The organism is Sphingobium sp. JS3065 (assembly GCF_026427355.1).
Classification (GTDB): Bacteria; Pseudomonadota; Alphaproteobacteria; order Sphingomonadales; family Sphingomonadaceae; genus Sphingobium.
Genome location: NZ_CP102665.1, coordinates 315,318 through 327,581, shown reverse-complemented (window position 1 = coordinate 327,581; position 12,264 = coordinate 315,318). Strand labels below are relative to the sequence as shown.

At 63.3% G+C, this 12,264-nt stretch carries 14 protein-coding genes; 8 read left to right on the top strand and 6 right to left on the bottom strand.

Annotated features, from left to right (window positions below):
• Nucleotide 1: 1 nt before the first annotated feature.
• The 5 genes from NUH86_RS18890 to NUH86_RS18870 form a co-directional block, all read right to left on the bottom strand.
• Entirely contained in the window at nt 2-400 is a 399-nt protein-coding gene (locus NUH86_RS18890; protein WP_267252857.1) for a MarR family winged helix-turn-helix transcriptional regulator, read from the bottom strand.
• A 16-nt stretch (nt 401-416) separates the two neighbouring features.
• Nucleotides 417-1,322, bottom strand: a complete 906-nt coding sequence (locus NUH86_RS18885; protein ID WP_267252856.1) for a phytanoyl-CoA dioxygenase family protein — start codon at nt 1,320-1,322, stop codon at nt 417-419.
• A 12-nt stretch (nt 1,323-1,334) separates the two neighbouring features.
• Nucleotides 1,335-1,949 (bottom strand): acyl-homoserine-lactone synthase, encoded by a 615-nt coding sequence (locus tag NUH86_RS18880; protein ID WP_267252855.1) that lies wholly within the window; start codon nt 1,947-1,949, stop codon nt 1,335-1,337.
• A gap of 283 nt (nt 1,950-2,232) precedes the next feature.
• Nucleotides 2,233-2,991 carry a LuxR family transcriptional regulator gene (locus NUH86_RS18875; protein ID WP_267252854.1) on the bottom strand — a complete coding sequence of 253 codons (759 nt, stop codon included), beginning with the start codon at nt 2,989-2,991 and terminating at the stop codon, nt 2,233-2,235.
• Between the two features lie 665 nt (nt 2,992-3,656).
• Nucleotides 3,657-3,932: an HU family DNA-binding protein gene (locus NUH86_RS18870; protein ID WP_267252853.1), complete on the bottom strand. Its 276-nt coding sequence runs from the start codon at nt 3,930-3,932 to the stop codon at nt 3,657-3,659.
• A 715-nt stretch (nt 3,933-4,647) separates the two neighbouring features.
• Between NUH86_RS18870 and NUH86_RS18865 the strand changes: the two genes are divergently transcribed.
• The gene (locus NUH86_RS18865; RefSeq protein WP_267252852.1) at nt 4,648-4,848 is read left to right on the top strand and encodes a hypothetical protein; all 201 of its coding nucleotides are present in this window, start codon (nt 4,648-4,650) and stop codon (nt 4,846-4,848) included.
• Between the two features lie 130 nt (nt 4,849-4,978).
• Nucleotides 4,979-5,773, top strand: a complete 795-nt coding sequence (locus NUH86_RS18860; protein WP_267252851.1) for a fructosamine kinase family protein — start codon at nt 4,979-4,981, stop codon at nt 5,771-5,773.
• A gap of 75 nt (nt 5,774-5,848) precedes the next feature.
• Here the strand turns inward: NUH86_RS18860 and NUH86_RS18855 are convergent, their stop codons facing one another.
• A complete protein-coding gene (locus tag NUH86_RS18855) occupies nt 5,849-6,169 on the bottom strand; it encodes a hypothetical protein (RefSeq protein WP_267252850.1) in 321 nt (106 codons plus the stop codon).
• 56 nt (nt 6,170-6,225) lie between these two features.
• Here NUH86_RS18855 and NUH86_RS18850 point away from each other — a divergent pair, with 56 nt between their 5' ends.
• The 6 genes from NUH86_RS18850 (at nt 6,226) to NUH86_RS18825 (ending at nt 11,828) form a co-directional block, all read left to right on the top strand.
• Complete coding sequence (locus tag NUH86_RS18850) at nt 6,226-6,717, top strand: hypothetical protein (RefSeq protein ID WP_267252849.1); 492 nt, start codon at nt 6,226-6,228, stop codon at nt 6,715-6,717.
• A 372-nt stretch (nt 6,718-7,089) separates the two neighbouring features.
• Complete coding sequence (locus NUH86_RS18845) at nt 7,090-8,907, top strand: ParB/RepB/Spo0J family partition protein (RefSeq protein WP_267252848.1); 1,818 nt, start codon at nt 7,090-7,092, stop codon at nt 8,905-8,907.
• Between the two features lie 63 nt (nt 8,908-8,970).
• Nucleotides 8,971-9,189, top strand: a complete 219-nt coding sequence (locus tag NUH86_RS18840) for a hypothetical protein (protein ID WP_267252847.1) — start codon at nt 8,971-8,973, stop codon at nt 9,187-9,189.
• A 403-nt stretch (nt 9,190-9,592) separates the two neighbouring features.
• A complete protein-coding gene (locus NUH86_RS18835) occupies nt 9,593-10,537 on the top strand; it encodes an ArdC family protein (RefSeq protein ID WP_267252846.1) in 945 nt (314 codons plus the stop codon).
• Nucleotides 10,534-10,959: a DUF2958 domain-containing protein gene (locus tag NUH86_RS18830; RefSeq protein WP_267252845.1), complete on the top strand. Its 426-nt coding sequence runs from the start codon at nt 10,534-10,536 to the stop codon at nt 10,957-10,959. The genes NUH86_RS18835 and NUH86_RS18830 overlap by 4 nt, the downstream gene beginning before the upstream one ends.
• 653 nt (nt 10,960-11,612) lie before the next feature.
• A complete protein-coding gene (locus NUH86_RS18825) occupies nt 11,613-11,828 on the top strand; it encodes a hypothetical protein (protein ID WP_093086336.1) in 216 nt (71 codons plus the stop codon).
• Nucleotides 11,829-12,264 lie beyond the last annotated feature (436 nt).

The window sequence follows — 12,264 nt, the reverse complement described above, 5'->3', positions numbered from 1 at the left end:
CTCACGGGGCCCATCGCGCAAGGCCGTCCATGATGCGGTCCAAAGCGTGCCGGGTGTCGTCCGTCATGGTGACGATAATCCGCCGCTTGTCCATATCGTCATGTCGTCGCGCGAACACCCCTCGGGCGGCAAGCTTTGCTGCCCAACGGTGCGCGCTGGAATCCGGTATGCCGGCCGAGAGGCAGAGCGCCGACTGATAGACGTCCCGTCCTTCGCTCTGCGCTTCATAAAGTTCAAGCAGCATGTCCCAATTGAAATTGGCGCATAATTTCTGCCCAAAGGCCGCCTGCACCAGCCGCCGTTCCTCCATGAGGGCCCGGCAGATCCGCGCGCGATCCTGGCGGCGGGCCTTTTCCGATTCCTGCGGACCGATGGGCTCGCCGTTCCTTGTCATGTCCATGCTTGTTCGCCTTTCGTCAGGACGGGGCGACGGAGGGCAACAGTCCTTCGCGGCGATAGGTCTCGATCAGCGCATGCTGCTCGTCGCCCAGCGCGTCGACGGCGCCCACCTTGGCATCGGGGTTGCGCAGCATCGTCGAGGGACAACGGCCCTCATAATTGCCGAGGTTCGGACGATGGATGCGATAGCCGACGAGGTCCGAAAGGTCCGGGTCGAATTGCCTCGCCACGTCAGGTGGATAAGCCAGCCATTGCAGCTCATAGGGCTTGAGCCAACCCAGTGCATAGCTGACGATCATGCCGCGACGGGGGCTATCGGTCCTGTTGGCGCCGCCCGCGTGAAGCGTCGATCCGAGAAACAGAAGGGCCGAACCCGGCTCCATCTCGGCGACAATCGCGTCGTCTGGATCGAGGATCATCTCCTCCTGCCGCCGGTGGCTGCCCGGCCAGACCCGCGTGGCGCCATTGTCCCTGGTAAAGGATGTGAAGGGCCACATCACATTGACCAGGAATTCGACATGGAGGTCGGGATCAATGAGGCGGCTGCACGGCCACATGTCCTGGTCGCGGTGCGGCACCTGCTCGATCGAGCCGGGCATGAGTTCGATCGCCTGCGTGAGGTTGAGCGCGACATGGTCGCACCAGGGGCCAAGGATCCTGCGGACCACCGCCAGTATGAGGTCATGCTGGACGAAGGCCTGGGCATGCGGGGAGCGATTGAGCAGGCTGCCGAATCTCTTGGTATCATTGCCGTAGAAGGGACCGGTAGAGGCCGCAGCGCTCTCGAAATCCGCGGAGAGATCCTTGGCAAGGTCTTGGGCCGAGGCGGCGGGGAGGGCGGCAGGAATGATGCAATAGCCCTGGTCGAGCAGGGCGCTCGCGTGAAGATCGGCGAGCGGGGCAATGTCGGGTAAATTTGCCATGGTCGCTTCTCCTCAGGCCGCCGCAGCAGCCGCGAAATGAACGGGTGTGTCCTGCCAGACGCCCGCTTCGGCCATGCGCGCAGGGGTGTCCCTGTCGATGCTGATCTCCATGGCGCCCGTCATGCCGCAGGGAAGCATCTGCGGGAGACCGAGCGGGCGGCATTCCCAGCCGAAGGACAGGATCTGGCTGAACCAGGGCATGTCGGCGACGCAGCAATAGCGCTCGATGCCATTGTCGAGCGCGAAGCGCGCCGCCATCGTCACCAGCCGGTTGCGGACCTGCCGCCGCTGCGCGGCCCTGAGTTCGCGCGACAGGCAGAAGCGCGAGATTTCCCAGACTGCCTTGCTGGCCGGGGGACCTGCCTCGCACAGGAAATCGAAAATGTCACCGAGCAGCGTCGGGCCGCTGGTGGGCAGCAGCCGCAGGGAGCCCAGATGCGTGCCGTCCGGCTCGGCCGCGATCAGATAGAGGGTCTGCGGCCCGTCAAACTGGTCGATCTCATATTGGCCCTCGAGGACCGGGACATCCCAGCCCAGAAGATCGACGAAGACGCTCTTGCGCGCCGCGTACATCGATCGCAGCGCTGCATGTTCCTGCTCGCGACTGCCCTCAATGATGTGGGTCATTCTGGCTCCCTATCTGCTGTTGCCTGTTGCGGATCGAGGTTCGCGCAGATGGGGGAGGGGAGCCATCCCGCGAAAAAGGGGGATGGCGGGCAGCGATGACCAGGGGCATCATCGCCCCACGGATGTGGGTCATTGGACGCCGTTATGGCGTGACAGGCGACGGCGGCGCTCCGGGCGCGCGTGTGCGCATTCGGTCAGACCTCATGTCTGCCGTTGCAAGGGGCCATCCAAGGGGCGGCAGCGGCAAGGACGTTACCCAACGCCCGGGCTTCTCCGCGTCAGCCTAGGAGCGGCAAAAGGATCTGTAGCAGATCTGCCCGTCGAAAAGGCATCGCGCTACAAGCTCGGTGCGCTTGTAGACATCGTAGCGCCGCATCGCATCGTCCACATAATCCCGTACCGTGTGGGGGGAGAGTTCGAGGATGATGCCGATCTCCCTGTCCGTCTTGCCGCAGGCGACGAGCGCGATGCAGTCAAGCTGTCTGGGAGTGAGCGTCGGCACGCGATCGTCGCCGGTCGCAAGGCCCCAGCGCTTGCACTGGATCCGCCGCGCGGCCTCGAAGGAGAACATGCCGATGACCTGCACCGCGCCCAGCAGTTGGGCGGTAAGCTCGATCGGCCCGGGTCCTCCAAAGGAGCAGGTGCCGCGATATTCGCCGGGCGAATGCACGGGAACGGTGAGGCCCTCGACGAGGCCGAAGGGGCGGGCCTCATCGAGGATGCGCAGCTGACGTTGGGTGAGGCTGATCATCGAGGGAATGAGGCTCCAGAGGAAGGCGGTGACCGTCCGCGTGCTGGCCGCGTGGACCGGATCGTCAATATAATAGTTGCTGAGCAGCGAGCGTTCGACCCAACCCTCATGATAGTTCATGATGATGGTCGCTTCGCGGGGCGGCCCGACCAGATCGACATGGCTGACGAGCGCGAACTGCTCGCAGCCGATCGATGGCGTGATGTCGCAAAGCAGGGCCTTCAAGGCAAATTCGTCTTCCACCATCCGGCAATTGCCAATGAATTCGCTGAGCTGTGGACCGATATACATGGGCGTTCTCCTCACTAGGGGCAGCGCCTTTGGGCAGTCTTCTCTCCAGGCAGGGCGGCGCGCAAGACGCGCCATCTGCGTTGCACGCGCCCGGGCATTTCCGGTCGCATGTCCCGCTCACCGCCCGGCTCTTGCCCTCAGCCTGCTTGCGCAACCGGCTGGAATCTTTCGCTCTACGGGACAATTTGAGAGTATCGTACCTCACCAGCGATGATAGTGGGTTTTCGTCCGAAACGGGATTTCGTGACATTTTCATGAATAGCCGTTGCAGCATCGCAACGATTTTTCATGGACCGTTTCCGGGACGGGAAGCTTTCATCCACATTGACCCTCATTCACTTCGACTTTTTGGAGTGTCGACCATTCGAAAACATGCCGTGAACTGGGCGAATACCCCATCGCGACCACATCAAGGCATCGCTGTCCTGACGGGGGCGTACCCGTTAAGCGGGCGAGGCTGACGACTGGCAGCATTGCCAGGAGGCTGGAACCGAGGTTGGAGGCAAAGCGCGATCGAGACCGCCACTCGTTGCCGCGTCCTGGAGGCGAGTGTGCGGGACGATGTCGCACCATAGAGAAGGCGCCGGACGATCGATCTGATCGGCCCGGCGCTGCTTCAGGAGTGCTGATCGAAGCGCGGCCTCTGTCGGCCGAGCCCGTCCGGTTCAGCCGTTCAGCCGGTCCTTGAGGGCCTTGGCAGGGGTGAAGCCCAGCTTCCTGGAGGCCGCGATGCTGATCGTCTCGCCCGTGGAGGGGTTGCGACCGTCGCGCGCGGCGCTGTGCTTCACCTTGAACTTGCCGAAGCCGGGTACGGAAACCTCCTCATCCTTTTCGGCCGCCTCGGCAATCTGCGCGAAAAGCCCGTCGACGACCTTCTTGACGTCGGTCTTGGCGAGACCTTCATTGGCTGCGATCGTGGCGATGAGGTCGGAAAGCGACATGGATACTGGTTCCTGTTATGCGAGTCGTGGCCCTTTTTGTTGCCAAAACGGTGACCGGCCGTCGAGGGGGCGACTCGGCGACTTTCCTGCCCGAAGCCATTGTTCAGCGCTCTTCAGACGGCAAATGAGACTGAGCCGATAGCGGCGGGACGATCCGGGCGGGGGCCGGTTTCTGACCTTGGGATGCGACCGCGGATTTAGAAGCGGGAGACATTGGCTCCGGAGCGGGCGGCAACGCTTTGAGCGCCTGAAGGGCGGCAGTGCCGCCGGCGCGGATTGCGTGCTGGAGGATGTCCCGAAAATCCCGCTCGCCGATCGCCTCCATAGGAAGCTCGGCAACGATCGCACCATATCTTGCGCGAAGCGCGCTGCGCGCCGCCGCAATCTCCTCCTGCGCTGGCGCGCCTCGAGGTCGGCCAGGCGCTCACGTTCATTCTGTTTGGGCATGATCCATTTTTCCTTATGGGTCGGCCCGCCAGTGTCGAATGTGGCACGATTTCATGCCGATGCAAGGTCGGGGTAAGGCGCTTTGACAACTTGGGGGGCAAACATGGCTTTCCTGATCCTGGCGTCGCCGGCTCGATGAAGGGACGTTCCCACCGGCGCGCTGTGGAATTCAGAACTGGGCCTCGCAGGAAGTGCGTGATGACCGCCACGGCAGATCGGCATATATGAAGGGCTTACACCCATGCCGTCACGCCGCTATCGGGGCGACATGAGCATCATAGCAACCATCATGAACTCGGCGACCGGCCAGCCCATCCAGAAGATGACTTTCGGACGCATGCCCAAGCCCTGGGCGACCTTCAATCTCGAGACGGGCGAGCGGGTGACCGCGGATCGGGTCCATGTCGGCAAGCCCGCTCCCGGCAAGTTCGCCGCGCCTGTCGAGGTCTGGGTGACGCCCAAGGGATGAGAGCGCATAGAAGGGGAAAGACGATGGCAGCGCGCGATCCTGACATGAGCGGGAGGCAGGGATCCATGATTGCGGGCGCCGCTACTTCTGGAAGGAGGTGTGACGGGCTGAGGCGAGCTTTGTCCCTGTCATGCTGATACGCGCCTCTACCCTTCTGGGCCGCCAGGTGTGCGCGGTCAGTCGCCTTTCCGGTGGCGACCTTTCGACCGTCTTCCGGCTCGATCTCGGCAATGGCGACACGGCCATCGCGAAACAGGCGCCAAGTGTTGCGATCGAGGCGCGCATGTTGCGGCACCTGGCGCTTCGCGCTGTGCCAGTGCCTGGCGTGATCGCACAGGATGGCGATCTCCTCATCATGGAGGATCTTCCCTCTTCGCGTGGCGGCGTCCGATCCTGGGCGGAGCTTGCCGAGATACTGGACAGTCTGCACGGCCGAAGCGGCATTCATTATGGATGGGAGGAGGACTATGCCTTCGGTGCCGTCGCGATCTGCAATCGCCCGACGTCGAGCTGGGTGACCTTCTGGGCCGATGAGCGGCTGCGCTGCCATCTGCCCTATGTCAGTTTCGTCGTAGGCGAACGGATTTCCGCACTTTGCGATCGACTGGGCGATCTTATTCCCGAGAAGCCGGTGCCCTCGCTCCTCCATGGCGATCTGTGGTCGGGGAATATCCTCTTCAACGGCGACCAGGTTGCGGGGCTGATCGACCCTGCCTGCTATTATGGCGATCGGGAGGTTGATTGTGCCATGCTCGGCCTGTTCGATAATCCGCCGGCCGCCTTTTTCGAGGCCTGTGGCCTGGAAGCAGGCTGGGAGCAGCGCCAGCCTGTCTATCGGCTCTGGCCGCTTCTGGTCCATCTTCGCCTGTTCGGGGACGCCTATGCTCGGCAGGTGGGGGCCTGTCTTGGCGAACTGGGGTTCTGAACCCGTCTTTCTGGCGGATATGGATGAAAGCGTTTCGCCATCGGTCACGGCCCGATCTCACGTCAGCCGCGGATGTTATTCATTCTCGAGGATCGCCCCGACCATGCGTTCCCAGGTCCAGCCCGCGACCTGCGCACCAATTTTGAAGCCTTCGGTCGAAATCTGTTCGCCGCCGGCCTCCAACGCGGCAGGGCCAGGATCCCTGATGGCTTCAAGCGTCGCACGCGCCTGCGGCAGATAGCTTTGCCACATGGGCTTGCCTTCGAACTTGATGTTCTCGGCATGGCCATCGAAGCTGCAAAGGGCGCGGGCGGCGCGCTCCAGGGGAGATTTTGCCATGGCTGGATAATAGCCGGAATATTGGTCGATGGCCATCGGGATACCGGCGTGCGACATATTGGCCGATCTTGAGGGGAGGCTGTTTTGATCGGGGATACAGGAATACAGCGGTTATGCTGACGGACGACGCAACTGGATCGACCGGGGCGCCGCAAACCCGCGACTATTTCGCCGAGATGTATGTTGCCGGCATACTCGCCGATGCCGGTTGGGACGTCTATTTCCCCCGCCGCGACAAGGGGTTCGACATGATCGTCAGCCGTCCGTCCGGCGCATCGACGATAGTCCGCCCGGTTCAGGTGAAGGGCAAATATTCAACCGACGAGAAGACCGACAAGGCGAGATACGGCTATGTCGGGCGCGTCACCGCCTTCCACAATGACATGATCCTGGCCATGCCCTATTTCACCTCGCAAAGCCTCGGTGCCCCGATGCTGATCGCGTGGATGCCGCGCGGAGAGATCAAGCAGCACAGCAAGGGCTGGCGGTGCGAACCTGCCAGGTTTGTGGGTGGCGTTCCCGAGGCACGGCCCGGTTTCGCTCATTTTTTCGGGGCGGCGGGACTGAGCGCGTTCGAGGCGGAGGTCGGGATTTCCATTATTTAGACCGCTTGGTCGTTGACGAGTTCAAGGGGAATGAGCGTCTCCCCGTCGGGGACCGGGCTCTGCTCCGCGTACGGCTCCATCGAGCCGTCTGCGCCGTCTCGCCCCTTCGGGCTGCGATCCCTGACGCACTGCGGTCATCGCGCTATGCGCGATGGTGCCGGTTTGAGCCGGCCAGTCCAAAGCGCTGTGGGCGTCGCTGCCCTCTAGGCCCGTCGCGGCGGGCTACAAGCCGGCCTTCGGCGCGGCTCCTCCACTTCGTTTCGGTCCTGACAGATGCCGCCCGCCTCTGTCGCCGGGCCTTGCCGGTTCGCTCTTGCCGCCCACCCCGCTTCGGCCGGGCCGGTGGTGTTAGTCAAGAGAAGGAACCACGTCATGGAACTCAAGCATATCGACATCGCCAATCTTGCCGTCTCGACCGCCAATATGCGGGGCGTGAAGAAGGCGCCCGACCTCGCCAATATCCTGCCCTCCGTCCGGGCGAGGGGGATTCTCGTGCCGCTGATCGTGCGGCAGAACGGCACCCCTGAAACCTATGAGATCGTCGCGGGCAAGCGGCGCTATCATGCCGCCCTTGTCGTCGCTGAGGAAAATGGCGGGATCGATCCGCTTCCCTGCGCCGTCATCGCGGCCGGGGACGACGCCGCCGCGCTCGAAGCCTCGCTCATCGAGAATATCGCGAGGTTGGACCCCGATGAGGTGACTCGCTGGGAAACCTTCACCCGCCTCGTCAAGGAAGGGCGGACGCCGGAGGATATTTCCAACACCTTTGGGCTTACGGCCTTGCAGGTGAAACGGACCCTCGCGCTCGGCAACCTTCTGCCGCGCATCCGGGGGCTTTATCGCGCCGAGAAGATCGACGCGACCACGGTGCGGCATCTGACCCTTGCCTCGAAGCCGCAGCAGAAGGCATGGCTCGCCCTGCTCGATGATGAGGACGCCTATGTCCCTGTCGGCCACCGTCTCAAGGAATGGCTGTTCGGCGGGGCCAGCATTCCGACCAGCGCGGCGATCTTCCCGCTCGAAGCCTATAAGGGCGAGATCGTAGCGGACCTGTTCGGGGAGGATAGTTTCTTCGCCAGCGCCGACCAGTTCTGGGAAACGCAGAACGCCGCGATCGAGGCCAGAGCGGACAGCTATCGGGACGCTGGCTGGGCCGATGTCATCACCCTTGAGCCGGGAGCCTATTTCCACGGCTGGGAACATGAGCATTGCCCCAAGAAGAAGGGAGGACGGGTCTATATCAGCATCGACCATCGCGGCAGCGTCAGCTTCCATGAAGGCTATGTCACCACCAAGGAAGCGCGCAAGATCGAGAAGGGGGAGAGCATCGAGCGTCCGGCGCGTCCGGAACTCAGCGCCCCGCTCACCGAATATCTGAACCTCCATCGTCATGCGGCGGTGGCGGCGAAGGTCGCGGAAACTCCTGCCGTCGCGCTGCGGTTGATGGTCGCCCATGCGATCTGTGGTTCCACTTTGTGGCGGGTCGAGCGCCAGTCGCAAAAGAGCCGGAACGAGGCGACCAGCGAAAGCGTCGAAAGCTGCCTCTCGGAAGGTTCGACCGATTTCTTCCGGCGCGAGGCGCTGGCGAAGCTGGCGCTGGACGAGGACGAACCCAGTCTTGTCGGCTGCGATGCGGACATCGTGCCTCTCTTCGCAAGGCTCATGACGCTTCCCGACAAGGACGTTCTTGCCGTGCTTGCGGTGGTGATGGCCGAGTCGCTCCAGTCGGGAACCATGCTGATCGAACTGCTGGGCAGTCAGCTGGAGGTCGATATGGCGCAGGTCTGGGAGGCCGACGATGCCTTTATCGAATTGCTGCGCGACAAGGCGCTTGTCGGTCATCTTCTTGCCGATGTGGCCGGGGCCGAAGTGGCGGCGTCGAACGCCAAGGAAAGCGGCAAGGTCCAGCGCGGGATCATCTTCAATTGCCTCCATGGCCAGATGGGATGGGAGAAGCGCGAGGGCTGGGTGCCCCGCTGGATGAGCTTCCCGCCGAGCGCTTATACCAGCCGGGGCGGGGTCGCGCCGGTCGATCAATGGGCGGCGCTGGAAGCGGCTCTGGCCCCGGCACCCGAACAGCCCGAAGGGCAGGCAACGCCCGATATGATCGAACCCGCCGACGCGTCGGCTGAAGCCGTGAGCGATCCCGTGTCGGACGAGGACGAAGGGCCGGAGCAACTGGCCGCCTGATCACCACAGGGCAGGTGGCGGTCCGTTCCGCCGCCTGCCTTTTTGCATGAAAGGAACCGTCTCATGGCTGCCCGCAGGCCCGAAGGCTGCATGGCCGACCGCTTCCGCATCGGTCTCGCTACCCTCAACTATCTCCCCCGCATCACCTATTATCTCCACGTGAAGGACGACTTTACCTTCCCCGAAATCGCCTTCCGTCTTGGCTGCTCGGTCTGGGACGTCGAGGAACATTTCGCTGCCGCGCTCGCCCATCTCGACGAAGCCGTGCATCTCGGGGGCTGATGCAGGGAGGAAATCGCGCCGGGCGGCTCGGCCGCCCGGCAGTGTTTGAGCAGGTGCATCCCGCGACGGTTTTTCCCTGATGCGCCGCTTCGTCCATCCAATGCCTTGATCAGGGAATGCGGAGCGCTGCGGGTGGCAGCGCGAAAAGGTCGGGCGGCCACCGCGCCAGGGCGCGGCGATGTTTGCCGGTTGGTTTGCTCGGCCTCCGGGGAGGCGGGGGTGGGCGTCGCTGCCCTATAGGCCCACCGCGGCGAGCCGCAAGTTCGGGGCTTAAGCCCCAACTCCTTCACTGCGTTGCGGCCCTGCGGGTGCCGCCCGCCTCGGCCGGCGGGCCTGTCGGTTCGCTCCTGCCGCCCACCCCCGCCGTTCCGGCGGCCGGTGCGATGCGACAGGAGTAAGAACGATGAGTTATCAGGATCAGCCGCAGCGCTTTGGTTCCACCCTCTACGCCGAAGTGACGGAGCGCATCATTGCCGAACTGGAAGCGGGAACCCTGCCATGGGTCAAGCCTTGGGATGATGGCAAGGCAACGCTTGGCCTGCCGCGCAACGCCGGAACCGGACGGCGCTATTCAGGCATAAACATACTCATTCTCTGGAGCACCCTTTTCGAGCGGGGCTATCAGTCGCAGGGCTGGCTTACCTATCGGCAGGTGGTCGCGCTTGGGGGGCATGTCCGCAAGGGCGAGCAGGGCACGACCGTCTGCTATGCCGACAAATTCACGCCCAAGGCCAAGGACGGCGACCCGATACGGGACGGCGACGAGGCCCGGCAGGTCGCATTCCTGAAGCGCTTCACGGTCTTCAATCTGGACCAGATCGAGGGGGTGGATTTGGAACCCGCCCGGATCAGAACCACGCATAATGCGGCGGTCCTGATCCCCCGCGCGCAAGCATTGATCGATGCGACCGGTGCGGAAATCCGCATCGGCGGGAGCGACGCCTATTATGCCCCGGCCACCGATCAAATCTGCGTTCCTCCGCCCGAAGTCTATTATGAACCCATCAACTGGTATCGGACGGTCCTCCATGAACTGACCCATTTTTCTGGTCATCGCTCGCGCCTCGACCGCCTGCCCAAGACCGGATTCGGCAGCCCCGATTATGCCCGCGAGGAACTGATCGCGGAAATGGGGAGCGCCTTCCTTTGCGCCGAATTGGGGATCGTGCCGACCGTCCGCCATAGCGACTATCTGGGATCGTGGCTTTCCGTCCTTCGCGAGGATGCCCGCGCCATTTTCCGCGCCGCCAGTCAGGCGAGCAAGGCCGCCGACTTTCTTCTGGGCTTCCTGCCCCCGGCGCAATCGGGCGAGGAAGCGATGACCATCGAAGGGAGGCTGGCCGCATGATCCTCCTTGAACCCCAGCATATCGCAGCCCTTCAGGCGAACACCGCAGCGCGCCGTGCCGCGCAGGAGAAGGGCGAAAGGGAGCCGGACCCGGTGCCAGTGGTCAAATTCTTCAATCCCGTGGGCGCGGCGACATGGCTTGTGACCGAGCTTTGCGAGGATGGCGACGCCATGTTTGGGCTCGCTGACCTTGGCTTTGGGTGTCCTGAACTGGGCTATTTCAGCCTCACGGAGATCACGGCCCTTCGCCTTCCCTTTGGGCTTCGGATCGAGCGGGACATCGGCTTTAGCGGACTTGTTCCGCTGTCCCTTTGGGCGGACGCGGCGCGGGTCGCAGGTTCCATCATCCAGGCCCAACCCCTCATCTGGGCCATCGCCGGGAACCTCCCCGACGAACCCGAAAGCGGCAAGGCCATAGACTGAACACGGCACGGAGGCGGGATCGCACCGGGCAATCCCGCCGCCAACATAGGGGATGACATGACCGACAATTCCATCAGCACGGTGCACACGGACGGCAAAATGCTATCTGTGAATAAGCCTGCAATGTTGACCCCAGTTTTGGGGTGATGGGCGTCCAAAGTTGACCCCCTGAACGGTTGCGGTTCACGCTCTTGCACTTTGCTGCGGGATAAGGCGCTGCGGATCGCCGCCGAGTTCGGTTACGGCGATGGCGAGGAAGAGCCGGACTAGGAGCCGGGCGTCTGCACGCTGACCAGCATTGACGACTGTTGCTGTCTTTGTGGGTGGCATCCCTGAGGGGGGAGCCTTTCCGCCTCGCTCGCGTGTCATGCGGACCGGCCGGTCCGCACGGCGCTACGCCTCGGCGGGGGGGGAGGCCACACATAGATACTTCACAAAAGTCCCATCTTGGCAGGCTGCCTTCACCCGCCTCAAGGATCCGTGGCCCCTCCAATTTAGCCGCCGCCTCCGCCACGCTTCGCGCGGCAGCGGCGGCAACTAAATCGGTTCCTCCACCGCCCGCTGCGCGGTCGCCGGCTGCACCGGCGCTCCTTGACCCGGGCTTGTCGGCCCGCCGCCGGACCTCCCGTCTTTTCCAGATGAAGGAGGCTCCCATGCAGATGACGAATGCTTACAATCATAGCGCTTTTCTCGCCGCACTCCGCAACGCTGAACGCCGCGCCGCTTCGAGTTACTTCGACCAGCATGTCCTGGATGACGGCGAGCAGGGCTATGTCGCCATCGACGAGGGGGATTATTCGACGCTTCCCGAGACGCTCATCGAGCGGATCGTCCACACCGTACCGGGAAGGCTGGTCGACGAAATCTGAAGGTCAGGAGGGGTCGCGCGCCCCTCCGGCTTTTCGCTTGTTCAGGGGCAGGGCCATGGGGACATTGAGCCCCCATGGCCATTCTTCCAAGAGGCCCGCGCCTTCCGGCTCGAAGCCTGCGCAGCGCGCGAACGCGCTGCGAGGAGGGGACGCACGCCGGGGGCGTTTTGTAATGCACCGTACGCACGGGTGCTGCGGGCGCGAATCACCAGCATTTGCGCGGGTTTCCGGCCGAATACAGGTCTTACGCTGATGGCGCTGATTGACGCCCCCTGGCACGCTTTGGCTGTCGTTTCGGACGGCCAAGTAGTTAAGTCCTTGATCTGCCTTGGCACCGTTTGGCTGCCCCTCTGAACACATGTAATCAATTGAGATCAGGTTGAAATCCGGTTATAACGGCCGCGCTTCATCACGATTGACCAGGCGACGAACAGGA